The following is a 24301-nucleotide window of genomic DNA, read 5'->3' as shown; positions in this document are numbered from 1 at the left end:
CAGCAGAGGAGCGGATTGCGGTGTTCGTGTCGTTGCCACGCAGCCTCCCATCACAGAACGTCGATGTGTAATATACACACGGTTCTTCCTTCGAGGGCAATTCGGGCATGGCACGTCGGGGTCATGTGGTGACTAGTCCGGTCGCGTCGGCGGGGCGTGAGTTACTCTCAGTAATGATGCCTATTTTATAATCAACAGTGTTGACGACCTTTCGCTCGACATTTGATCTTCCATGGCAGCTGTCCCACAGGCGATCGGCGGTAATTGGTCGTTCGCCTTCGCCACCTCGACCCGTTGCTCATCGGCGTAGGGATCGTCAGCGGGCGAGGTGCAGCGGTCCCCTGCCGTTTCGCCCCGTTCGGGTGGCGGCAACGGCAGAACTGGCCGGTGCCGTCGGGTCGTCGACCCGTATTCGGGGGTGTTCTGCCGGGGGTGTTCTGCCGAGGGTGTCCAGTCGCCGGGCGGTCAGGTCGTCGGCGGCGTGGAAGGTGACGAGCTGCTGATCCGCCGGCGGAATGTTCATCGTCTCGCAGACCACGTTCAGCGCGCCGACGTCTGGATGGTGGAGGCGCCGGCTCGCTCCACATCGCTGGACGACGTCATGCCGGTTCCACCAGCCGTCGAATTCCGGACTCGCCGCGGACAGCTCGGCGACGAGGTAGCTGATGCGCGGTTCGCCTGGGCGACGTCCGAGTTGGGCTCGCAGGTTGGCCACCAGGTCGGTGGCGGTGTCCTCCCAGTCTGACCACCGTCGGCGCAGCGGCGGGTGCAGGAAGCTGAGCCAGACGATGTTGCGGATGTGTTCCGGCACCGTGGCGAAGTCGGTGAGGGTCGCCGCGGCTGCCGGATTCCAGGCGACGACGTCCATCGCCACCGTCAGGACGTAGGCGGGCATCGGATGCAGGACGTCGATGATCTCCCAGGTCCTGGCCCGCACCGTGCGAGTGTCCTGCGGGGTGACCGGAACCGCCAGTCCGGCCAGATAACACAGATGGCGATACTCGTCGGCGGTCAGCCGCAGACCCCGGCTGATCGCCGTCAGCACCTCGTACGACGGGCGGCGGTCGCGGCCCTGCTCCAGACGCGTGTAGTAGTCGATGCTCACCCCGGACAACGCGGCGACCTCCTCGCGGCGCAGACCGCTGGTCCGCCGAGCGCCGTGCGAGGGCAGGCCCACCTGGGCGGGCAGCAGACGGCCTCGACGTGAACGTAGGAAGGCACCCAGATCATGCACCCCATCCATGTCAGCAGTCTGCGCCGCGGGGTTCGCCGCAGCCAGGCCCCGCCGGGGCCAGGCTGTCGACCTGGTCCTGGCGGGGCCTTCACCACCTTCACCGCGGACGCAAGCGTCTGCGGTGAAGGTGCGTCCGTCCTGCGACGCGGCCAGCGGATTTCGACAGCAGTACCCGGGAGGACCACCGTGACCACCACCGCATCCCCGACGGCAGAGCCGAACAGCGCCCGACTTCCGGCGCCGACCAGAGCGCTGCCCCTGCCACATGCGCTCGCCGACGCCCGGGTGCTCGTTATCGGCGGCAGCGTCGGCATCGGGCTCGCCGCCGCCGATCTGCTCGCCGGTATCGGCGCCGACGTCATCCTCGCGGCGCGGGACTCCGGCCGGCTCGCCACGGTCGCAGGCCAGCTCGCCGAACGGCATGACAGGAAGATCGATACCGGCGGCGTCGATGTCACCGACCCCGCCACGGTCGAAGCACTGTTTGCCTCCATCGGCACGGTCGATCACGTCTTCGTCTCCGCCGCCATGATGGCGACCGGTGTGATCGCCGAGGTCCCGGACCCCACCCGCGACGTCAACATCACGAGCAGGTTGTTCGGCGCACACCATGTCGCGCGCGCGGCCGCGCCCAGGATGCCCCCGGGCGGCTCGCTCACGTTCACCTCCGGAGTCTTCATCGACCGCCCGGCGCCGGGCGTCGCGCTGGGTGCGGCGTCGCTGGGAGCCATCGAGGCCTACACTCGCGCGCTCGCCGTGGAACTTCGTCCGTTGCGCGTCAACGCCGTGCGTCCGGGAAGCACCGACACGCCCTTGTTCCGCACCATGATCGGCGCGGCCGAAGGGCCGGCCGGACAGGCGGCTGTCGCTGCCGCCGGCGCGACGCTCCCCCTGGGCCGGGTGGCGACTGCGGCGGAGGTCGCCGCCGCCGCGCTGTTCTTCATGGCCAACAGCTACGTCACGGGCACGATCGTGACCGTGGACGGGGGCAGCACCATCGCCTGAACGGCTCGGCGGGCGCCGCTGGTGGCGCCCGTGCCCTGGCCCGACGACGTAGCCACCGGACACGGCCCGCTCCCCGCGGGCGGCAAAGAAGGCAGCCGGTGCTTTAGTGGTGCCGGCTATCTGAGGTGGCCTGTCGGGATCATGCCGATTTCGACCGGCCACCGCATGTTCAGGTCAACGTATGTACCGGGGTCAACGCACTGGATGGGAGACGTGTGAGCAGCGCGGCCATGACGGGCACGTCGATGGGTCGGGTCGGCAGGAAACAGGTGCGGACGGTGACGTTTGGTGCCACGCTGGGTCTGGGGCTCCTGCTCGGTGGGTGCGGCGGCGGGTCAACGCCCGCCAGCGCGCCCGCGGCGTCGGCGTCGGCGTCGGTGGCCGGCGCGTCCGCAGCCGCCATACCCACCAACCTGCCGACCGACCTCGACCTGGCGCCGACGGCGTCCCCGGCGGCGACAGCGACCGCAGCTGCCACCGCGACCTCGGGAATCGCCGCTCTGCGGGGAACGGTTGTTCCCAAGCACTTCCCGTTCCCCAAGGGGTCGACGCCGACGGTCGTAGCGTCCGAGGGCCTCGGGGCGACCCTTGCGTTGAGCGGTGTGACCGGGGATGAGGCGATCCGCTACTACCGCCAGGCGATGCCCGCTGCCGGCTATACGTTCGAACACCAGGTCAAGTCCGACAGCACGACAGAGCTGACTTTCGTGGGATACAACCAGCGCGTCGAAGTCGCATCGAACGGTACCGGCGCCGCCCAGACCGTGACGCTGGTCTTCGCTCCCCAGTGATCGGGTGACGTGACCGATCGCCGCGATGCCCGCGGCCGTCGCGGTCAGCCGAGCCGTCAGCGGTCAGCCGAGCCGTGAGCCGCACAGTGGCGTGGGCGGGATGAGCTGGAAGCGTTTCCCGTCCGAACTGACCTGAAGGAAGGTGTAGCAACGGTTGAGTTGACCGAAACCGGCGGTGAAGTCCACGGGAGCGGGCAGCAGTCCGTGCGCGTCATAGTCGTGCACCGCACGCAGACCGGTGATGAACCGCTGGCGGGTGGGGCAGGGCCCGGCGTCGGCAAGTCCTCGAAGGAACATGTCCGCTGAGATCCAGCCGGAGAGCGCGGCCTGCTGGTTCGGTGGCTGAAGTTGTGGTGCGTAGTAGGGCACGGCCTGGAGAAATTCCCGATGTGCGGGTGTGTCGGATTCAAAGGGGGCGTAGTCGACGAAGATGTAGACGCCGGCAAGGGTGGTTCCGAAGAGGCGCAGAACGTTCTGATCATAGCCGGTCGGGGAGAGGATGACCCGTAGGCCGGCCCGGGCGGCCCGGGCCGCCGCGACGACCTGGCCGAAGGACGCGGCGGTCACGGCACCGACGAGGACGTCCGCCCCGCTGTCCCTGATTCGTCCCCCGATGTCGGCGGCGTCGATGGGGCCGGTCACGTCGAGGGTCGCCACGACACGGACACCCGCTGACCGCAGGCTTGCGGTCAGTTCGGCGGCGACGCTCAGCGATGTAGCAGAGAAGGTCGCCTGGGCCACGACCGCGGTGTGACCGCCGTGAGCGGCGACGAAGTCCCCCCAGGTACTGATGGACGTGCCGTTGGCAATCAGGTTGGAGTAGCTGAACATGTTTTCATAGATCGTCCAGGGTGTTTCCAGGGACGTGCCGGTGACCGGTATCCCGCGGTCGTGCAGGAATGCAGCCGACCCGCTGGCCACCGAGGTGGACTCGATGATGCCGAAGACATCGTCGGTGTCGACCAGGCTGTGTGCCGCGGCGAGATTGGCAGTCGCTCGGGACTCGTCGTCGCGCCAGGTGTACACCACCTCGCGGCCGTTTATTCCACCCGCGTTGTTCGCGACGCCCAACCGGGCGTCTACACCCGCGCGGAAGGGCAGGAACAGCGAGGCCGCGTTTCCGGTGTCGGGATACAGCATCCCCAACGTGATCTGGTCCTTGGTTACTCCAGGTTCTCGACAATCGGCGGCCGTGGATGATCTGATCGGTGTATTTTGGGCGTCGCAGGCGGGGATCACGAGTCCGCATGCGAGGTAAAGTCCGGCCACGGCTGTGGCCAGCCGCCTGTACCCGTACCGGTGGCGTGCGGCCAGCTTCGCAGCACGCGGTCCCGCGGCAATTCGCCTCACGCCACCACGCTAAGCGCTTACCGGCGTCAGCCGTGGTGATTAACACGAATGGCACCCCAGCGCTACACCATCCCTTGATCCATGCCTCTGTGGCAGGGCGCTCTCACGCGAAGTTGCACCGTCCACCGCTGCGGCCGAAGCCGGGACGGGCGACGTCGAAATCCAGGTGGTTGTCCGAACCGGTGATTTTACGAAGATCGTATATGCACTGGTGTCCGGTGGCGGTGTCGTCGACGGTGACCCGCTGTGACCCGGCGTACATTGCGCCGCTGGTCCAGTCGGCGCCGCCGCTGCTGTAAGTGACCGCAAAGGAGGAGATCGGGTATCCCGCGGACGAGCGCGCGTCGCCACCGAAGATCATGAACCTGATCTCGTTCTTGGCTGGCAGAGCCCCACCTCTGGTCACGTTACCGGTGATCTGGGCGGTACCCGGGTCCGCGAGGGTGGCGAGGGCGATGGTTCCCACATAGGCGGAGTAGGTCCAGCCGTTCGCCCGGTGGTTGAAGCTGTCGACGTAGAAACGGGAGTGCACGTACTCCTGGTCACGGGTGACGTCGGGGTAGAACTCCAGCGAGAGCCCGGCTGTGCGCGCGCCCCAGTCCGTCCGCAGCGAGCCGCCCTCGACCAGGTCCGGCTGCGTGTCGGGCATGAAGTAGCCGTGTGGGAAAAGAATGCCGTTGCCAGCGGCGAACCGCGTGTAGGTGGCGTAGCTTCCGCGGACCTCGCAGGCATTCACGAAGGTGTCACCGGTGCCCGTCCGCGGATCGAAGTGCTGGCACGGCAGATACGGCTGGGCGGTCGAGCCGAGAACGAGGTCCGCGCCCACCGCGCCCGAGATCGCGACCGGTTGCCCATTGCGGTCGGTGAAACCACTGAACGGGATGGCGACCCCGAGGCCGCGGGAGGTGTCGCCGCCGTACTGGGTGGAGTCGGCAGCCTGTGCCGGCGTCGGCTGGGCGAGCACGAGCACGGTGATCGTGCTCAGCGTGAGCGCGGCGCTGCGGACTCGGCCCCTGGTAGCGGTGGTGCCCCTGGTAGCGGTGGTCGCGCCGCCGGCCGCTCGACCGGACGCTGGAAAGTATGCCCGCCGGCTGAACGGCTGGCGCAAGCGTGTCATCCTCCACCTTGTCCCTCGGTCGCAATACCGGGTTCGCCGGTGACGAACCGGAAGTCTGTCGGCGAGATTAGGGCGGAGTTGCAAAATCTGTATTCCGCGATGATGAACAACAGGTGCGCGTCGCCTGCTGTGGCGGGAAAAACAGGCAGCTTCGCGTGCTGATGGTAATTGCTGATTCCTGACGCCATGCTGGCGCGTTGTTTCGATAATCTGAATGAGCTGCCCACCCCTGACCATACATGATCGGGTCGTTATAGGCGTTAACCGCGCATACCGGACAGCGGACTATGAGGTCGGTAACAGCCAGGGCCACATGCCGACACAACTGTTTGCGTGGCCGTCACGTTCGGTCTGCTGACGGGATGGCAACCGCGCGCTTAGTCTGACGCCCGCCCAGTTGACGCCCCTGTGTTGTTCCCCGAGGCATTTTCCGGAGGTCTGCTGTGTCCGTTCCCGCCCGCCTGCGACGCCCGCGCTGGGCGCTGGCAGCGCTCGGTGCCACCGCCGGTCTGACAGCCGCGGCCGTCGGTCTCCTGCCAGCCAGCGCGCAGGCCGCCGCGCTGCCCACACCCGACCATGTGGTCGTGGTGGTGCTGGAGAACCATTCCTACTCGCAGATCATCGGTAGCTCGAGCGCGCCGTACATCAACAACACGCTGAAGAGCGGCGGCGCCAACCTCTCGTCCTCGTATGGCATTACCCACCCCAGCCAGCCCAACTACCTTGCGCTCTTCTCCGGCAGCACCCAGGGCATCACCGACGACAGCTGCTACACCCCGCAGTTCAGCAGTGCGGCCAACCTCGGCTCCGAACTCATCGGAGCGGGTCTGACCTGGGGCAGTTACAACGAGGGCCTGCCCTCGCAGGGTTCGACGGTGTGCACCAAGAGCAGCACGAAGTACGCCCGCAAGCACAACCCGTGGTTCGCCTTCAGCAATGTGCCGCTGAACACCGCCTACACGTTCACGCAGTTCCCGACCGACTACACCACATTGCCGAAGGTATCGTTCGTGGTTCCGAACCTGTGCAACGACATGCACGACTGCTCGGTCTCCACCGGTGACACGTGGGTGCAGAACAACCTCGGCGCCTACGCCACCTGGGCCAAGACCCACAACAGCCTGCTCGTCCTGACCTTCGACGAGGACAACGGTTCCAGCAGCAACCACATCGCCACCGTGGTCTACGGGCAGCACGTCATCGTGGGCGGCAGCTCGTCGACGACCTACAACCACTACAACGTGCTACGCACGCTGGAGGACCTCAGCGGCCTCACCACCCATGCGGGTAACGCCGCGACCGCAGCGGACATCACCGGTATCTGGAACTAGCAGACCGTGTACGTAGCGGACGCCCGCACCGCGTCCGAGTCGTCCGGCCCGGGTCCACACCCGGGTCGGACCCTCGGCCCGCTGCCCGCCGCCGACACCCGCGCCGTGGCCCGGCCGGCCGCTCGCACCGTGCTGCGGGCGGTGCCGCACACGGTGCTCGTGCTGGGTACGGTCAGTCTCATCACCGATGTCTCCTCGGAGATGGTCACCGCCGTTCTGCCGCTGTACCTGGTGGCCGAGCTGGGTCTGTCCCCGCTGGGCTTCGGTCTGCTCGACGGCGTCTACAACGGGGTCAGCGCACTGGTCCGCCTCGTCGGCGGCCACCTCGCCGACCGTGGCCGGCGGCACAAGACCACCGCGGCGCTCGGGTACGGCCTGTCCGCCCTGTGCAAGCCGGCCCTGCTCGCCGTCCACAGCGTGCCGTTGATCGGTGCTGTACTCGCCGTCGACCGCATGGGCAAGGGCCTGCGCACGGCTCCTCGCGACGCGATGATCTCACTTGCCGCGCCGCCCGAGGCCCAGGGCCGTTCCTTCGGCGTGCACCGGGCCATGGACACCACCGGAGCGCTGCTGGGTCCACTCACGGCTTTTTTCGTCCTGCGGACGGCTGCCGGGGGCTTCGACGCCGTTTTCGTGGTGAGCTTCTGCATCGCCACCATGGGTGTGCTGGTCCTCCTGCTCTTCGCTCCCGGACGCGTCCCGGCGCCGGCCCCGCCCAGCGGTGCCGCGGTCACCCCGGCGCCGGCCACAGGCCGGCCGGCCGCGGCGGCAGCCACGGTGTCCGTGCGCGCGGCGCTCGCTCTGTTGGGCCGACCGCACCTGCGGCGGCTCACCGGCTGCGCGTTTGTACTGGGCCTGGCAACGGTCAGCGACTCCTTTGTCTACCTGCTGCTACAGCGACGTCTGGATCTGTCCGAGCGCTGGTTCCCGCTCCTGCCGCTCGGTACGGCGGGCGCGTTCCTGTTGCTGGCCGTGCCGCTCGGCCACGCCGCCGACCGGTTCGGCCGTTGGCGGGTCTTCCTCGCCGGGCATCTGGGCCTGCTCGTGGCCTACGGGCTGCTGCTCGCGCCGACGCACGCAACGGGAGAGCCGGTCGGGCCGGTGACGGTAGCCGGCCTGGTTGTAGCCGGCCTGCCGGTCGCGGTGCTCGTCCTGCACGGCGCCTTCTACGCCGCGACCGACGGGGTGCTCATGGCGGCCGCGGCCGGCTCGGTGCCGGCCGAGCTGCGCGCCAGCGGCCTGGCGCTGGTACAGACCGGACAGGCCGGCGCCCGTTTCGGGTGTTCGTTGTCGTTCGGCGCGGTCTGGACGGCGTGGGGGAGTCACACCGCACTGATCGTCGCCACGGTGACGCTGGCGACCTGCGTCGCGGCGAGCGCGTTCATCCGGCCCATCGCAGTACCCATCGCAGCACCCAATGCGGCAGGGGAGACGATCTAGTGACCGTACGTACCCGACTGCTCGTCCTGCTCGCCGCCGTAGGGCTGCTCGCCGCGGTCGCCGTGGGCGCGGTGCGCCATGCCGCCGACCGCGGCGACCGCAGGGATCACACGGCATCCGGCCCACCGGTGACCGCAGGGCAGGTCACGCTCACCGCCGCGGGTTCGACCCGGGCGCCGATGCTGGTCTTCCGCAACATGGTCTGGGGTCCGCACCGTGACGAGCTGACATCGGTGCCGTCAGCGGACCCGGACGGTCCGCGTACCGCATCCACGGTTCACTGCCTGCGCTTCTACGCCGCGGTCGGGACCGGTATCTGCCTGCAGGCGGTGCACGCCGCGGTGTCGGACACCTTCGCGGCGGTGATACTCGACGCGGGCCTGCGCGAACAGCGGCGTTACTTCCTCGACGGCATCCCCACCCGGGCGCGGGTCTCGCCGAGCGGCCATCTGGTCGCATGGACGGTTTTCGTCAGCGGCGACTCCTACGGGGTCGGGCAGTTCTCCACCCGTACCTCGATCCTGGACACCCGCACCTGGACCCTTCAGCGCACGCTGGAGGACTACCAGGTCGTGAAGGACGGGCATGCCTACCGCAACGCCGACGTCAACTTCTGGGGCGTGACCTTCGCCGACGACGATCACTTCTACGCGACGCTCGCCACCGGCGGGAGTACCTACCTGGTCCGGGGTGACGTCGCGGCCCGCACGCTCACCACTGTGCGTGAGAACGTCGAATGTCCCTCCTTGGCACCGGACGGGACCCGGCTGGCATTCAAGAAACGGGTGCCGGGCCTTCCCGCCGATGCGCCCTGGCGGCTCTACGTCCTCGATCTTTCAACCATGGGCGAGACGCCGCTGGCCGAGAACCGGAGTGTCGACGATCAGGCGGTCTGGCTCGACGACGAGACACTCACCTACGCGCTGCCCGGGGACTTCGGCAGCGATATGTGGACGGTTGCGGCCAACGGTGGCGGCAACCCACGGCGGTTGCTGACGGCGGCGATGGCGCCGTCAGTAGTCAACGGTGTTGACGGCAGCTCTCGTCATAATTGATCTTCAATCACACTGGCAGACTGGTCTGATGGCAAGCAATCACCCAGTCTCCAATGACACGACAACCTCCCTGACGTCCCTGTCGACCACATCTGACCTGGTTTCGATACGCAGCGCAATCGCACAGGATGAGGCTGTCGAGATCTGTCGGGACCTGGTGCGGATCGACTCGGTGAACCGGGGCAGTGGTGACGGGAACGAACGGGCCATCGCCGAGTACGTTGCCGCCACACTCGCCGAGGTCGGTCTGCAGACGACCCTGCTGGAATCCGAACCGGGCCGTACAAGCGTCATCGCCAGGGTCGAAGGCCGCGACCCGAGTCGGGCGCCGCTTCTCATCCACGGTCATCTCGACGTGGTGCCGGCGGATCCGGCTGACTGGCGGGTGCACCCCTTCAGCGGCGACATCGTCGACGGGTGCCTGTGGGGGCGGGGCGCTGTCGACATGAAGGACATGGTCGCGATGACGCTCGCGGTCATCCGTGATCTTGTCCGGTCCGGTCGCCGTCCACCGCGTGATCTGGTCCTCGCCTTCGTGGCTGACGAGGAGGCTGGCGGAACCCTGGGCGCCCGCTGGCTGGTCGACAATCACCCGCAGCTGTTCGCCGACTGCACCGAGGCGATCAGCGAGGTCGGCGGCTTCTCCTACACGGTCTCCGACGACCTGCGGCTGTACCTCATCGAGACGGCCCAGAAGGGCATCGCCTGGATGAAGCTCACCGTTGCCGGCCGGGTGGGACACGGATCGATGATCAACGATGACAATGCGGTCACGGCGCTGTGCGAGGCGGTCGTGCGCCTGGGCCGCCATCGTTTCCCCGTGGTCCTGACCCCGACCGTGCGCATGTTCCTCGACTCCGTCGGCGACGCGCTCGGCATCGACGTGCACGCCGAGGACCTGGAGACCACGATCGCCAAGTTGGGGCCGATATCTCGCATGATCGGCGCCACCATCCGCAACACGGCGAACCCCACCCAGCTCAACGCCGGTGCGAAGGTCAACGTCATCCCGGGCGAGGCCACCGCCTACGTCGACGGCCGCTTCCTGCCCGGCCAGGAGGAGGAGTTCCTTCGCCAGATCGACGAACTGATCGGCCCGGCGGTCCGCCGTGACTGGGTCGTCTACGACCAGGCACTGGAAACCGGGTTCGACGGGCCGCTGGTGGACGCCATGGCCGGCGCGTTGCGGGCCGAGGACCCGGCCGCCCGGGTCGTCCCCTACATGCTCTCGGGAGGCACGGACGCCAAGTCCTTCGCCCGGCTCGGGATCCGATGCTTCGGCTTCTCCCCGCTGCTGCTACCCGCGGACCTCGACTTTGCCGGGATGTTCCACGGTGTGGACGAACGGGTGCCGGTCGAGTCGCTGCGTTTCGGTGTCCGCGTCCTGGACCGCTTCCTCGCAGCCGCATAGGGCAGCCGCATAGGGGCAGAGCCCATGGGCCCGCCCGCGCGATCCCGGGCCCGAGCGGTCGATCTCGGGTCCGGGATCGGCGTCCTGCGTCAGCTGCCGGTCGGGTCAGCTGCCGGTCGGGTCAGCTGCCGGTCGGGTCCGGGGTGACGACGAGCAGCAGGTCGCCGACCTCGACCGAGACACCGGACGAGCGGAGCAGCTCGGTGACGGTTCCCGCGTGTGGGCTGGTGACGGCCGCCTCCATCTTCATGGCCTCGATGGTCGCGAGTCGGTCACCCTGGCTGACCCGGTCGCCGGCGGCGACTGCGTAGGTGACCAGGCCGGGTAGCCCTGCGGGGATCTGGGCCGGATCGCCCGGATCGGCACGCCGGGCGGCATTGGACGCCGGCGCGATGGAGTTGTCCCGTACCGACACCGGCCGTGGCGCTCCGTTGACCCGCAGGTAGAGGGTGCGCATACCCGCGTCGTCCGGTCCACCGATGTCGTGCAGCTCGACGATGGTCTCGACACCCGGTTCGACCGTGATGACCACCGGCTTACCCGGGGTGAGGCCGTAGAAGAACTCCTCGGTGGGGATCGCCGAGCTGTTGCCGTACGCGGCCAGGGCCGCGGTGTAGTCCTTCCACGGACCCGGGAACAGCAGCCGGGACAGGGTCTCCCGCCGGCCGGCGCCGGCCAGCGCCGCGGAGTCCGCCGCACTGAGCTCGGCCGCGGGTGCGGCCGGGTGCCGGCCGGCGAGTGCGCGTTCGCGGAACGGCTCGGCGAAACCTGCCGGCGGGGTACCGAGTTCGCCCGCCAGGTAGCCCAGGACGCTCGCCGGCAGGTCGTAGCGTTGGGGATTGTCCCGCAGCGTGGCGACGTCGATGTCGCCGCTTGCGATGAACAAGGCCAGGTCCCCGACGACCTTGCTGGTCGGAGTGACCTTGATGGGTTTGCCGAGCAGGTCGTTGGCCAGGGCGTAACACTCCTGCACCTGTGACCACTTCGCGCCCAGTCCGAGTGCGATCGCCTGCTGGCGCAGGTTCGTCAGCTGCCCGCCGGGGATCTCATGGCGGTACACCGCGCCGGTCGGCGCCCGCAGGCCCGCCTCGAAGGGCGCGTAGAGATCACGCGCAGCCTCCCAGTACGGCTCCATGGCGGACAGTGCGGCCAGGTCGATCCCGGTCGCGCGCCGGGTGTGGTCGGTGGCGGCGACCAACGCGGACATGTTCGGCTGGCTGGTCCCACCCGACAGCGGCGCGGCCGCAGCGTCGACGGCGTCCGCGCCGGCGTCGGCCGCCGCGAGCAGGGTGGCGAGCTGACCGCCGGCGGTGTCGTGGGTGTGTACCTGGACGGGCAGGTCGAAGTTCGCCCGCAGCGCCGTCACCAGGATGCGCGCCGCGGCCGGTCGCAGGAGCCCCGCCATGTCCTTGACCGCGAGTACGTGGGTGCCGGCGGCGACGAGTCGTTCGGCCAGGCGGAGATAGTAGTCGAGGGTATAGATCGATTCTGCCGGATCCGCCAGGTCACCGGTGTAACACAGCGTGCCCTGGGCGACCGCGCCAGCCTCGATGACCGCGTCGATCGCCGGCCGCATCTGCTCGATGTCGTTCAGCGCGTCGAACACGCGGAAGATGTCGATACCGGTTGCGGCCGCCTCAGCGACGAACGCCCGGACCACGTCATCGGGGTACGGGGTGTAACCGACCGCGTTGCGTCCGCGCAACAGCATCTGCAGGCAGATGTTCGGTACCCGCTCGCGGATGGCGGCGAGACGTTCCCACGGGTCCTCCGCCAGGAACCGCAGCGCCACATCGTAGGTCGCCCCGCCCCAGCACTCCAGACTCAGCAGCTCGGGGGTGAGCCTGGAGTACGCGGGCGCCGCCGCGAGAATCTCAGTGGTCCGCAGGCGGGTGGCCAGCAGCGACTGATGGGCGTCACGCAAGGTGGTGTCGGTGACCGCGAGCTGCTCGGACGCCCGCAGCCGCGCCGCCCATTCCCGTGGTCCGAGCTCGGCGAGAAGCTGACGGGACCCGGCCGGCGCCATGGCGGGGGGCAACGACGGCAGTACGGTCACCGGGTCGACCAACGCGCCGGCCGGTCGCTTGTGGCCGTTGACGGTGCTGTGCGCGAGCCGGTCCAGCAGGCGGCTGGTCCGGTCGGTTCCGCCGTCACCGACCGACAGAGCGGGCCGGTCGTCCAGGAAGGACGTGGTCACCCGTCCGGCCAGGAAGTCCGGCTCTGCCAGCAACCGGCGCAGGAACGTCAGGTTCGTGCGCACACCGCGGACCCGGAACTCCGCCAGCGCCCGGCGGGCCCGCCCGGTGGCCTGCTCGAAGGTGGCGCCCCGGGTCGTCACCTTGACCAGCAGCGAGTCGAAGTACGGGGTGACCTGCGCACCCTCGTAGGTCGCCCCGTCCAGCCGGACTCCCGGGCCGCCCGGGGACTGGTATCGGGTGATCTTCCCGATGTCCGGGCGGAAGCCGTCCGCCGGGTCCTCGGTGGTCACCCGGCACTGCACCGCGGCCCCGCGGATCGTGATCGATTCCTGGGTGAGGCCCAGGTCGGCCAGAGTCGCACCGGCGGCGATCCGCAACTGGGCCGCGACCAGATCGACACCGGTGATTTCCTCGGTCACGGTGTGCTCGACCTGGATGCGCGGGTTCATCTCCATGAAGGTGTGTGAGCCGTCGGCCGCGACCAGGAACTCGACCGTGCCCGCATTGACATAGCCGACATGCCGGGCGAACGCGAGCGCATCCACGCACAGCTGGTCACGTACGGCCGGATCGAGCAGCGGCGCGGGCGCCACCTCGACGACCTTCTGATGGCGGCGCTGTACCGAACAGTCCCGCTCATAGAGGTGGACGACTTTTCCGGTCGTGTCGCCGAGAACCTGCACCTCGACGTGGCGGGGCCGGTTCACCGCCTGCTCAAGGAAGATCGTTCCATCGCCGAACGCCGCCGCCGCCTCTCTGATCGCGCTTGCCGCCGCATCGGAGAGATCATCGGCCCGGTGCACCCGGCGTAGCCCACGACCGCCACCACCGGCCGAGGCCTTCACGAACAGTGGGAAGCCCACCGACGCCGCGGCGTCGGCGGCCGCGGCCGGGTCTGTCAGTGGCGCCGAGGCCCGCAGCACCGGCAGGCCCGCGGCTACCGCAGCCTCGCGGGCGGCCACCTTGTCGCCGGTCAGGCGCAGCACGTCCGGCGGGGGACCGACAAAGGTGATGCCGGCCAGCACGCACGCTTCGGCCAGCGCCTCACTCTCCGACAGGAAGCCGTAGCCCGGGTGCAGCGCGTCCGCGCCGACCCGTTTCGCCACGGCCAGCAGGGCGTCGACATCCAGATATCCCCGGACGGGATGCCCCGGTTCGCCGAGTTCATATGCTTCATCGGCTTTTATCCGGTGTAGCGAACCCACGTCTTCGGGCGTGTAGACGGCGACAGTACGTAGGCCCAGTTCGTTCGCGGCTCGGAAGACACGGACAGCAATCTCGCTGCGGTTCGCGACCAGGACCTTGTTGATCAAAGTGGCACCCCTCCACGACGCGGACTAGCGTCCCCTCACTGGGTCGACCCCGGACGGCTGTCAACCCGGATGAATTGTCGCAGTGTTTTCGGGCACGTGCCGTTGTTGTCTCCGGCGGGCAACCGTGGTCAAGGTGCCGTTCTAGCCGCCGAGCCTGGTGGCGAACACCGCCGCCTGGGTCCGACTCTCCAGCCCGAGCTTGGACAGCAGGCTGGACACGTAGTTCTTCACCGTCTTCTCCGCCAGGAACATGCGGGTGGCGATCTGCCGGTTGGTGAGCCCTTCGGCGATGAGCGCGAGAATGCGACGCTCCTGGTCGGTCAGGCCGGCAAGCCGCCCGCCCTGGTCGGACCCCTGCCGGAGCCGACAGAGTACACGTGGCGTCACCGTGCGGTCCAGCAGCGACTGGCCGGCCGCGACCCGCCGCACGGCGTCCACCAAGGCGGTGCCACGAATCTGTTTGAGCACGTATCCGGCGGCTCCGGCCATGATCGCGGTGAACAGCGCGTCCTCGTCGTCGAACGAAGTGAGGATCAGGCAGCCAATTGTCGGGTCCTGCGAGCGGACCTGCCGGCACACCTCGATCCCACTGCCGTCCGGTAGACGTGCGTCGAGGATCGCGACGTTGGGCCGCGTCGCGAGGATCGCCTGGTCCGCACCGTCAGCGCGATCGGCTTCGCCGATCACATCGATGTCGCGCTCACCGGCAAGAAGATCGCGTAGCCCGCGTCGGACCAACTCGTGATCATCCAAAAGGAACACCCGGATCGTAGTCGCGTCCGGTGTGATCCCAACCGGCCCGGCCACGTTCGCAGATTTCTCCGACACCGTATTCTCCGCCTGACCGGGGTTGTCTGTCACTACAAGTCACATTATGCAAACAGATTCTAACCGAGTCGGTGGAGCCCGACCCCCCGCTCCCGCCTAATCGGCGGCTGCCGGTTTCCGCGGCAGCGCGTCGTGTGCGGCAGATCTCAGTGCGGCAGCATCCGGTGGTGTCCCGGGTTGCCGGGTCGTCGCTTCGACGACCCGGCAAGACCGTCACCATAATGACCGTCACCAAAAAGACAACGTTAAGTTACATTGCGTCGCATCCAACTGACCTGCGAACTGGATGATCTCAGAACTGGACTGTAATGGTTCCGCCGAGTAGTGGGATGGGCCAGAGGATCACCGCCAGGATGAAGGTGACCACCTGGGAGCCGGTATGAACCTCGTAGGTCTTGCTGACTGCGATGACGATGCCTACGACGAGCCAGACCAGGGCGACGATGGGAACCTGTGCACGGGTACGCATAGTGGTCCTTTCTGGGTCAGGGTTCCGACGATGTCCGAGGTGGCGTGGGCGTCATCTCCGGCGCCCACGCCGCGCCGCGTCTCTGATCAGACCGATTAGCGGATCTTTACCCTGGTCGCGGCGTTGAAACGTCTCATGAACGGATGTGTCGCCAATGTCTCGTGAGCACCCCGGTGCGGGAAGCGACCAGGGCATCCGGGAAGATGCGCTACCGGATTCCCGCGAGGTTGCTCGCGGCCGTCACGGTCCGGAGATTGTTCACGTGTGAGGGAGGACGTCGCCATGCGGCTGGGTAAGAGCAGTGCGGATTCAAGGCAGGCATCTGTCGAACGGGTTGTCAAGATCCTGGAAGAGTATGTCGGCGGCCTCCCGGTGGCCGGCCCGGACGAGCCGTTCGTGTTTGTCCGGACCTGGACGCTCACGCGGACCGGTTCGGACGCGCCGCTGTCGCAGACAGCACCCGCGACAGCACCCGCGGATGTGTCGTTCCAGGTCCGCTGCGCGGTGTCGCAGCGGACCACCGAGGACGACAGCGCGGACGAAGTCGACGACCAGCGGACCTACGAACAGCTCATCGGCGCGGCCCGAGCGCTGGCCGCGAACGGGTTCGGGACCGAGGAGGTCTTCGAGGGCTGGCGGACGGTCGCCCTCGAGGTTGCGTTGCCATCGGCTGCGCGGGCCGCCGAGGCCATCGGCAAGGCAAAGAAGGTCGAGAAAGCGGTGGAAGTGGAAGCTGAGAAGGCTGAGAAGGGCGAGAAGAAGCGGCGGCGTGGACTGCGCCGGCCGGAGCCCGTTTCGGTTTCCTAGCTTTCCCTGAGGCCGCCGGCCGCGCGAGGGGAACGATGATCGCGCAGCTGGCGGCTGGCGGGGAACTCGTCAGGACCAGGGCGTCCGGCGGACCCAGCGGTGGTCGGGGGCGTGACGCCGAGGGGGCCCCGCGGCCCGCAGTTCGCGGACGAACGGGAGGACCGCCACGGCGCCGAAGACGAACCCGACCACATGGGCGCCATAGGCCACGCTGCCGCCGTCGGCAACGCCCATCCCGGTGAAGTACACGTACTGCAGCACGAACCAGAAGCCGAGCACGAGCCATGCCGGCAGCCAGAACGGCAGGAAGAACAGGAACGTGACGAGCCCGATGACCCGGGCCCGCGGGAATACCACGAGGTAGGCGCCGAGAACACCGGCGATCGCACCGGACGCGCCGATGAGTGTCGTGGTCGACTCCGGTTCGAACAGTGCGAACCCGTACGCGGCCGTGTAGCCGCACACCACGTAGAAGATCAGATATAGCAACCGTCCCATGCGGTCCTCGATGTTGTTGCCGAAGACGCCAAGGAACAGCATGTTACCGAGCAGGTGCAGCCAGCTTCCGTGTAGGAACATCGACGTCAGTACCGACAGCACCGGTGACTTGACGAACGACGGCGGGGACTCCAGCTCGCAGAGCACCTGACCCTGGGCGTTCCGACCGGGGGAGCGGCCGCTCGGTACCGTCTCAAGGCGCTGGTTCTCCAGCATCTCCACGGGAATCGCTCCCCACTGGTCGAAGAACCGCTGCTGTTCACATACCTTCTGCGCGGCTGACGTGCTGGAGCCGGCAACCGAGGACACGATCGGCTCGAAGAGCACGAAGACGGCGACGTTCACCGCGATCAACAGCCAGGTCATGATCGGCCGGCGGCGAAGTGGGTTGATGTCGTGAATCGGCAGGACCACACGCTCATCCTGCCCGTGGCGCCTGCCCGGCCCACCACCGCCTCCGGGCTCTGTGCGGCTCAACCGGAACCGTACGGGAGTTTCATGATCGATTTTGTGGGTGCGGCCAGCCCGCGACGGCGGCACGCCGCCGCACCCACCGTGCCGACGGTTCCCGCCGCCAGGCGCTCTCATCGACCGGTGGGCAGAGCGCCGCCGGATATCCGAATCCGAAACGGCGGTCGATAGCGGCCGATATATGACTACGATTTTCCTGCTTTTCTCATCACGTAGTTTCCACGCTAATCAGAGACACCGTCCGCCGCTTGCGGTGAACGGTCGTCACCCTCTACCGTCTACCCCGCCGGGAGATTGTCCATTGAAAGGGGTCGGCCGCCCGCGCCGAAAACGGTGGCTTCCGAAGTCGGCAATCTACTGTATGTATGGCGCCTTCCGGGGCGCAGGATGGATGAATTTCCATTATGGCCGGCGTGTCCCCTGACGCGGGAAACGGAAAGGCTGGGGATTTGCGATCAAAAAAATCATGAACAGAAGGATCGCGGTGACGGGCATCGGGGTACTGCTCGTCACCGCCGTGCTCGGTACGGCCGGGGGCGCAGCCCGGGCAGACGGGTACCCACCGACGGCGGAAGCGGTCGGCGGCGCCACACTCGCCGACCTTCCGGCCGGGCAGGACACCGGCTATTCCGGCCATGACGATGGCCTCGACGTCGATGTGGACGACATCAATGTGGACGACACCCACGGCGACTGGGACGGAGCTCCGGGCCCAGGCCTCCCGGTGCCCCAGGAGGCGTGGGCGTGGACCCAGCTGACCGACCGTGGTGCCGAGATCCGTTATGTCACGCCCGTGAACGGCGCCTGCCCCTTTGTGACGTTCACCCCAGGGGGTAGGCAGCAGATGACTTATCCGTCGCAGGCATTCGTCAGCACTCCGGCGGCGTTTCCCAGCACGGCCACCGTGTGTACTCTGCCAGTCCCGCCAGGGACCACCGGCGCGCAGATCGACCCTGCGACGGCCGGCGCGGTTACGATCCGCCCCACCGCGAACGGGACGGTACCGGTGCCGAAGTGGCCCACTACCGGGCGTCCCGCTCACATTGCGGTGATCGGTGACACCGGGTGCCGGGTGCCGGTATCGGGGCCGGCGCAGAACTGCACACCAGAGCCGCAGTACTGGCCGATGCGGGGTGTCGCCGACAGCGCGGCGACCAGGCCGACTCCACCTGATCTCGTCATCCACGTGGGCGACTACATCTACCGGTCGAATCTCTCCGTGTCGCAGGCACAGACGCCGACGTGTGGCCCGGCAACCGGGGGAAACCCGCACACCTGGGGATGCCTGATCGCCGACTTTTTTGAGCCGGCGGCAAACCTGGTGGCACAGGCCCCGATCGTGTTCGTTCGGGGCAACCACGAGACCTGCAACCGCTCGGGCAATGTGTATTTCCGCTACCAGGCGGATACCTTGAATGCGACGGCCTGCAGTCTCCTCCCTCCGCAGTATTACACTCCGCCGGTACGGATCAACGCCGGCACCCTCGGCCTGCTGCTCCTCGACTCATCCTGCGCCGCGGCGGAGTCCATGGCCGACTGTAACCAGACGCCACAACAAAAAATCGACGAATATACTGCAGAATTCAACCGGGTGAACGCCGGTCTGGTTCAGCAGGGCGACAATTTTCTCCTCAGTCATTCACCGATCTGGACGATCAACGGCGTCACCCCGCATGGCAACCCCGAGTGGGTCGACCACAACCTCGAAACGTCAATCACGAACACCACAGCGCATCAGCTGGATCCGAGAATCAACCTGGTGCTTTCAGGCCATGTGCATCTGTATCAGATGCTCGACTTCGGGAGCCTAACCTCACCGCACCGTCCCCCCCCCAGGTGACCGTGGGCTCGTCAGGTACCGAGCTCGACCAGCAGACCTGGTTGGACAACCAGATGATCAATAAGGATGTCGACGGTTATCCGGTCAGACACCTGGTCACGCGTCCGGAGTTCGGCTATGCGGTACTCCGCTTCATCCCCGGAGCGACAACTCCTCCAATGACCTCAGATACCTGGAACCTCCGGTACTTCGACCAGTTCGGTAACCCGTCGACGGGTACGAACTGCAACCTCGTGGGAGCGCAGTTCCCCAACTGCGAATGACCGACTGACGTCGGACGTCATCCCTACCGTCACCGCGGTCGCCCGTTCCGGCAGCCGCGGTGACGGACTCGGGGGAGCATCAGCATGCGGTCATCGCATGGCGTTCTTGGTGAACGGGTTGGGTCAATAAGGACCGTGCGTCAATTACGACTGTCGCTGTGTTGGGACTGTCGGTTCGTCCACACGGGTGTTATGAGGACGACGAGCCCGGCGGCGACACCGACCTGCAGGATGTGACGTATCCAGTCGACGCCACCGGTGTGGGCGACGCCGATCGCCCCAGCGATGATGTTGCCGATCAGTGCGCCGATGATCCCGATGATTATCGTGAGCCACAAAGGGATCTTTTGCTGGCCCCGGACGACGAGGCGGGCCAGCAGGCCGATGACGAGACCGGTGAGCACGATCCAGATCAGTTGAAACACGGTGACCTTCCCCGGGCGAGACCGATACCGCTGTCGGTGATGGTCTTTCCGGGTACCGACCCCCACAAACGCCGCCGCTCCTGGCAGCGATCAGACAGGCAGTGAGTAGGCGGTGAGTCAGAGTGCGAGGAGCGCACCGATATCGATCATGATGGGGTAGGGGAGCGGAACCGACATCGGAGCGTCGGACCGGCTGCTCTACCGCCTCTGTCCTCTACCGCCCCTGTCCGCCGTCGCTGCCTCCAGTGTGACAGGTTCGTGCAGGCTACCGGGGCCGGTCGTGTTGCGCGGTAGACATGCGGTATGGGGAACAGCGGGTGGGGATCAGGCCGGTACAGCGACGTGGGGGAGTTGCTCGCCGGCGATCGGGCGCATGTGTGGCATCCGTACGCGTCGGTGACCGACCCGCTGCCGGTGTTCCCGGTGGCCTCGGCGGCCGGGGTGCGGCTGCGGCTGGCCGACGGCCGGGAGCTGATCGACGGGATGTCGTCGTGGTGGGCCGCGATTCACGGATACGCCCACCCGGTCCTCGACCAGGCCATCCGTGCCCAGCTCGACGACATGGCGCATGTGATGTTCGGGGGACTCACCCACGCCCCCGCGGTGACGCTCGCGCAGACTCTGGTTGCGATCACCCCGGCACCGCTGGCAAAGGTGTTCTTCAGCGACTCCGGGTCGGTCGCCGTCGAGGTGGCGATCAAGATGGCGTTGCAGTACGCGCGGGGGACCGGACGACCCGGGCGGACGAGACTGCTCACCGTCCGCCGTGGGTACCACGGTGATACATCCGGCGCCATGGCCGTATGCGACCCCGACACCGGCATGCATCACCTGTTCACCGGCCTGCTCCCGCGTCACCTGTTCGCGCCGGCACCGCGACCGCGTTTCGACGAACCCTGCGCCGAGCACGATGTCGCCGACATCGCCCGGTTGCTCGACCAGCACCAGCACGAGATCGCCGCTGTGATCGTCGAGCCGGTCGTTCAGGGAGCCGGGGCGATGCGCTTCTACGCGCCCGGCTGGCTCACTCGCCTGCGTGAGCTGTGCGACGCCCACGGCGTCCTGCTGATTGCGGACGAGATCGCCACCGGTTTCGGTCGGTCGGGGGAGCTGTTCGGCTGCGACCACGCCGGGATCAGCCCAGACATCATGTGTGTGGGAAAGGCCATGACCGGCGGCTACCTGTCGATGGCCGCGACCGTGTGCACGGATGAGGTGGCACGTGGGGTGTGCGCGTCCGAGGCGGGCGCGTTCATGCACGGGCCGACGTTCATGGGTAACCCGTTGGCCGCGGCTGTCGCGAACGCCAGTATCGACCTGCTGTCGGCGAGCCCGTGGCGACAGCGTGTTCGTGATCTTCAAGTTTGGTTGGAACAGGGGCTGGCGCCCGCTCGCGAGCTTGCCGGTGTCGCCGACGTCCGGACGCTCGGCGCGATCGGGGTGATCGAGACCCGCGAACCCGTGGATCTGCGGGTGATCCAGCCGTTGCTGGTGGAGCTGGGGGTCTGGGTCCGCCCCTTCGGCCGGCTCGTCTACGCGATGCCGCCGTACGTCATGACGTGTCCCGACGTGGCCGCTCTGACCGCGGCGATGGTCGAGGCGGTCGCTCGCACAACCGGTTGATCGACTCGCTCGTCCACGCGCTGACCTGCGCGAACAGGTTGTCGGGGGGATGGGGGCGTGGTGCGGATCGGTTCGCCCCTACACATCGCCCGACGGCCTGCATGTCGGGACATCATCGAAAGTGGTTGCGGTTGCGGGTCGATCCTTCGTACTCTTTGTTTCCAAGGGCGCACTGTGAGTAATAGACCGGGACGGGTCGAACCGGGACGGAGCGATCGAGGAAGGTCAACCCCAGATGATGTCACGCATTGCGTTACCTCCGCACGTGAGAATGACGCACTCTGCCGGAACAGCTGACCCTCTTGGAACGGTTGATTCGGCTAAAACGGTTGAAACCGTTGAAACGATCGAAGTCGTTGGAACGGTCGGAACGGTCGGAACGGTCGGAACAGCCGGAACGGTCGGAACAGCCGGAACGGTCGGAACAGCCGGAACGGTCGGAATGGTCGGAACGGTCGGAACAGCCGGAACGGAATCCGTCGATCGGCGCGACGGCCGCCTGCCGTCCCATTCCGGATGGGCCGGGAGTCGGGCGTTGCGAGGTGTGCGGGAATGGCTGGCCGGCCATACGGCGGACTTCGAGATCCGATCTCTTCCCCCGCTGCTGGTCCGTTACGTCATCAGTGTTGATCTTCTGTGTTTGGCGGTCGCGCTGGTGGGCCTCGTCGAGTTTCCCCTCCGATTCGCGGATCTGCTCGCGTTCGGGGCCTTCGTCCTCCTCGGCCGGCTGGCCATCGAGACGTCGCGACATCTCGGTGCGCCGGGTCACCGGGAAGAGGAGCCGTACCGGGATCTGCTGTCGACCTGGACGCTGCCCGTCGTGCTTCTCCTCCCACCGGTGTACGCGGCCGTCCTGCACCTCCCGCTCTACTGCCTCTTCCGGGCCGGGATCGGCCCGCAGCCACGGTACAAACAGCTTTTCAACGCGGCGGCTCTAGGCGTGTCCGGTTTCTGTGCATCCATCGTGCACCTCGCACTTGCTCCAACGCAGGGACCATACCGAATTGAAACGCTGGTCGGTTCCGCCGGGCGCATCGGCGCGTTGTTTCTTGCTGTCGTCACCTACACGGTGATCAACAGAGTTCTTCTGCACGGCACGCTGCGGCGCAGGCATCCCGTTCCGGCACATTCCAATACCGTACGTTCTAATACGGTAGGTTCTAATACGGTAGGTTCCAGTATCGTGCGTTCGATTCCGGTAGGTCGCCCGTTCGGGGGCGGTGGCCGCGAGATGCTCACGGTCGCCGCCACCGAGATGTGTTCCGCGATTGTCATCGCGGTGCTGTGGACCGCGCATCCGCTGCTCATGCTCGCGGCCACCCCGCCGGCACTCCTGCTCCAGCGCGGTCTGCTGCACGCGGAACTGCTCGCGGCCGCGCGTACCGACGCCAAGACCAGGCTGGCCAGCCCGGCGTACTGGCGCGAGGTAGCCGAACGTGAGGCTGCCCGGGTCCGGCGGGCGGGCCGGCCGATGTCCGTACTCATTGTGGACATCGACCATTTCAAGAGGGTCAATGATCAGTTCGGCCATCTGACCGGCGACGTCGTTCTCGCGTCGGTCGCCGACGCCCTGCGGGCGGCCACGCGCCCTCGTGATCTGGTCGGCCGCTTCGGCGGTGAGGAGTTTGTCGTCCTGCTCTGCGAGGTCGACCTGGACAACGCCGCCCATGCCGCGGAACGGATCCGACGCCAGGTGGCTGGAATGCGCTGCCGCGTCGATGGCCGGTCCGCGGGCGCGGTCATCGTGTCGGTGACCGTCTCGGTCGGTGTGGCCACGGCCAGCGGCACGGAGGTGGACCTACCCGTCCTGCTGGAGACCGCCGACGCGGCGCTCTACCGGGCCAAGGCCGACGGACGGAACCGCGTTCGTCTCGCGGCGCAGGTACCGGCCGCCCGTACCGCCTGAACGCGCTACGGGCGGTACGGGCGCCACGGGGTCGGTGGCGGGCGCCACGGGGTCGGTGGCGGGTGGCCGGTGAGGCGGTGTCGAACTACCGGGTGGCCGCGCTCGTGGTGTTCGCCAGCAGCAACATCGTCGTCACCGGTCCCACGCCACCCGGGACGGGGGTGAGCGCTCCCGCCACCGATGCCACCGCATCGGCATCCACATCGCCGACCAGGCCCGATTCGGTGACGTTCGTGCCAACGTCGATCACAGTGGCGCCAGGCCGGATGAACCCCTTGCCGATCATTTTGGGTCTGCCTACCGCGGCGACCACGACGTCCGCCTCATGTGTGATCGAGACCAGGTCGGTTGTGTGGGAGTGGCAGACCGTCACGGTTGCGTCCTCGGCCAGCAGCAGCAGGGCCGCGGGCTTGCCGACCACCGGGCTGCGTCCGATCACCACCACCCGGGTGCCCTCCAGCTTGATGTCGCCCCGGTGCAGGATCTCCAGGACCGCGGCGGCGGTGGCCGGGGCGAAGCCCGGCAGGCCGAGGGCCAGGCGGCCCAGGCTCAGCGGGTTCATCCCGTCCACGTCCTTGTGCGGTGGGATGTGGGTTCCGATCTCACTGGCGGACAGCCCGGACGGTAGGGGAGTCTGCACGATCAGACCGTGCACCTCGTCGTCGGCAGCGAGCCGGTCGACCGTAGCCAGGAGCTCCGCGCGGTCACCGGAGAGCTCGTGGATCATGCAGCGCACACCCACCTTGGCGGCGCCGCGCTCGATGACCTTCACGTAGGACCGGGCGGCCGCGTCGGTTGTCGGCAATACCACCGCCAACGTCGGCACGACCCCTTTCTGGCGCAGCCGTTCGGTGTTCTCGACCACGCCCCGGCCGACTTCGGCGGCCATGGACCGCCCATCGAGCAATCTCATGATCCTGTCTCTT

At 67.5% G+C, this 24301-nt stretch carries 20 protein-coding genes; 11 read left to right on the top strand and 9 right to left on the bottom strand.

Annotated features, from left to right (window positions below; genetic code table 11):
• Positions 1–316: 316 nt before the first annotated feature.
• Entirely contained in the window at positions 317–1243 is a 927-nt protein-coding gene (locus tag U9979_RS12610; RefSeq protein ID WP_322779535.1) for a helix-turn-helix transcriptional regulator, read from the bottom strand.
• A gap of 177 nt (positions 1244–1420) precedes the next feature.
• Between U9979_RS12610 and U9979_RS12605 the strand changes: the two genes are divergently transcribed.
• Complete coding sequence (locus U9979_RS12605) at positions 1421–2239, top strand: SDR family oxidoreductase (protein WP_322747133.1); 819 nt, start codon at positions 1421–1423, stop codon at positions 2237–2239.
• A 215-nt stretch (positions 2240–2454) separates the two neighbouring features.
• Positions 2455–3030, top strand: coding sequence for a hypothetical protein (locus U9979_RS12600; RefSeq protein WP_322779534.1), 576 nt, complete (start codon positions 2455–2457; stop codon positions 3028–3030).
• A gap of 63 nt (positions 3031–3093) precedes the next feature.
• On the opposite strand, the gene U9979_RS12595 is transcribed toward U9979_RS12600, so the two are convergent.
• Together U9979_RS12595 and U9979_RS12590 are read right to left on the bottom strand one after the other, a co-directional pair.
• Positions 3094–4269 carry an ABC transporter substrate-binding protein gene (locus U9979_RS12595; RefSeq protein ID WP_322779537.1) on the bottom strand — a complete coding sequence of 392 codons (1176 nt, stop codon included), beginning with the start codon at positions 4267–4269 and terminating at the stop codon, positions 3094–3096.
• A 214-nt stretch (positions 4270–4483) separates the two neighbouring features.
• Positions 4484–5497 (bottom strand): hypothetical protein, encoded by a 1014-nt coding sequence (locus tag U9979_RS12590; RefSeq protein WP_322779533.1) that lies wholly within the window; start codon positions 5495–5497, stop codon positions 4484–4486.
• 443 nt (positions 5498–5940) lie between these two features.
• Here U9979_RS12590 and U9979_RS12585 point away from each other — a divergent pair, with 443 nt between their 5' ends.
• From U9979_RS12585 to U9979_RS12570, 4 genes are read left to right on the top strand one after another with little or no spacing between them, the layout of a single operon-like run.
• Positions 5941–6828, top strand: a complete 888-nt coding sequence (locus U9979_RS12585; protein WP_322779532.1) for an alkaline phosphatase family protein — start codon at positions 5941–5943, stop codon at positions 6826–6828.
• A 6-nt stretch (positions 6829–6834) separates the two neighbouring features.
• Positions 6835–8268, top strand: coding sequence for an MFS transporter (locus tag U9979_RS12580; RefSeq protein ID WP_322779531.1), 1434 nt, complete (start codon positions 6835–6837; stop codon positions 8266–8268).
• The gene (locus tag U9979_RS12575; RefSeq protein ID WP_322779530.1) at positions 8268–9323 is read left to right on the top strand and encodes a TolB-like translocation protein; all 1056 of its coding nucleotides are present in this window, start codon (positions 8268–8270) and stop codon (positions 9321–9323) included. The genes U9979_RS12580 and U9979_RS12575 overlap by 1 nt, the downstream gene beginning before the upstream one ends.
• A gap of 28 nt (positions 9324–9351) precedes the next feature.
• Positions 9352–10734: a M20/M25/M40 family metallo-hydrolase gene (locus U9979_RS12570; RefSeq protein WP_322779529.1), complete on the top strand. Its 1383-nt coding sequence runs from the start codon at positions 9352–9354 to the stop codon at positions 10732–10734.
• A 121-nt stretch (positions 10735–10855) separates the two neighbouring features.
• Here U9979_RS12570 and U9979_RS12565 read toward each other — a convergent pair whose 3' ends face one another.
• The 3 genes from U9979_RS12565 to U9979_RS12555 form a co-directional block, all read right to left on the bottom strand.
• Entirely contained in the window at positions 10856–14242 is a 3387-nt protein-coding gene (locus tag U9979_RS12565) for a pyruvate carboxylase (protein WP_322779536.1), read from the bottom strand.
• A gap of 144 nt (positions 14243–14386) precedes the next feature.
• Entirely contained in the window at positions 14387–15073 is a 687-nt protein-coding gene (locus U9979_RS12560; protein ID WP_322747140.1) for a response regulator transcription factor, read from the bottom strand.
• A 292-nt stretch (positions 15074–15365) separates the two neighbouring features.
• Positions 15366–15542 carry a hypothetical protein gene (locus tag U9979_RS12555; protein ID WP_322747141.1) on the bottom strand — a complete coding sequence of 59 codons (177 nt, stop codon included), beginning with the start codon at positions 15540–15542 and terminating at the stop codon, positions 15366–15368.
• A gap of 264 nt (positions 15543–15806) precedes the next feature.
• On the opposite strand from U9979_RS12555, the gene U9979_RS12550 reads away from it, so the two are divergent.
• Positions 15807–16349, top strand: coding sequence for a hypothetical protein (locus tag U9979_RS12550; protein WP_322779528.1), 543 nt, complete (start codon positions 15807–15809; stop codon positions 16347–16349).
• A gap of 69 nt (positions 16350–16418) precedes the next feature.
• On the opposite strand, the gene U9979_RS12545 is transcribed toward U9979_RS12550, so the two are convergent.
• Positions 16419–17261, bottom strand: a complete 843-nt coding sequence (locus tag U9979_RS12545; protein WP_322747143.1) for a rhomboid family intramembrane serine protease — start codon at positions 17259–17261, stop codon at positions 16419–16421.
• Between the two features lie 541 nt (positions 17262–17802).
• Between U9979_RS12545 and U9979_RS12540 the strand changes: the two genes are divergently transcribed.
• On the top strand, positions 17803–19158 hold the full coding sequence (locus U9979_RS12540; protein ID WP_322779527.1) for a metallophosphoesterase: 1356 nt from the start codon (positions 17803–17805) through the stop codon (positions 19156–19158).
• 2 nt (positions 19159–19160) lie between these two features.
• Positions 19161–19421 (top strand): hypothetical protein, encoded by a 261-nt coding sequence (locus U9979_RS12535; protein WP_322779526.1) that lies wholly within the window; start codon positions 19161–19163, stop codon positions 19419–19421.
• Positions 19422–19561: 140 nt separating this feature from the next.
• On the opposite strand, the gene U9979_RS12530 is transcribed toward U9979_RS12535, so the two are convergent.
• Positions 19562–19846, bottom strand: a complete 285-nt coding sequence (locus tag U9979_RS12530) for a GlsB/YeaQ/YmgE family stress response membrane protein (protein ID WP_322779525.1) — start codon at positions 19844–19846, stop codon at positions 19562–19564.
• Positions 19847–20149: 303 nt separating this feature from the next.
• Between U9979_RS12530 and bioA the strand changes: the two genes are divergently transcribed.
• Both bioA and U9979_RS12520 read left to right on the top strand, forming a co-directional pair.
• Positions 20150–21469 carry an adenosylmethionine--8-amino-7-oxononanoate transaminase gene (bioA, locus tag U9979_RS12525; RefSeq protein ID WP_322747800.1) on the top strand — a complete coding sequence of 440 codons (1320 nt, stop codon included), beginning with the start codon at positions 20150–20152 and terminating at the stop codon, positions 21467–21469.
• Positions 21470–21911: 442 nt separating this feature from the next.
• Positions 21912–23375, top strand: coding sequence for a GGDEF domain-containing protein (locus U9979_RS12520; RefSeq protein ID WP_322779524.1), 1464 nt, complete (start codon positions 21912–21914; stop codon positions 23373–23375).
• Positions 23376–23460: 85 nt separating this feature from the next.
• Here the strand turns inward: U9979_RS12520 and U9979_RS12515 are convergent, their stop codons facing one another.
• Positions 23461–24288 (bottom strand): bifunctional 5,10-methylenetetrahydrofolate dehydrogenase/5,10-methenyltetrahydrofolate cyclohydrolase, encoded by an 828-nt coding sequence (locus U9979_RS12515; protein WP_322747799.1) that lies wholly within the window; start codon positions 24286–24288, stop codon positions 23461–23463.
• Positions 24289–24301: the final 13 nt, after the last annotated feature.

The sequence above is a fragment of the Protofrankia sp. Cas4 genome (assembly GCF_963555915.1).
GTDB lineage: Bacteria > Actinomycetota > Actinomycetes > Frankiales > Frankiaceae > Protofrankia.
The sequence above is the reverse complement of the archived record's forward strand: the minus strand, read 5'-3'. Positions and strand labels throughout refer to the sequence as shown.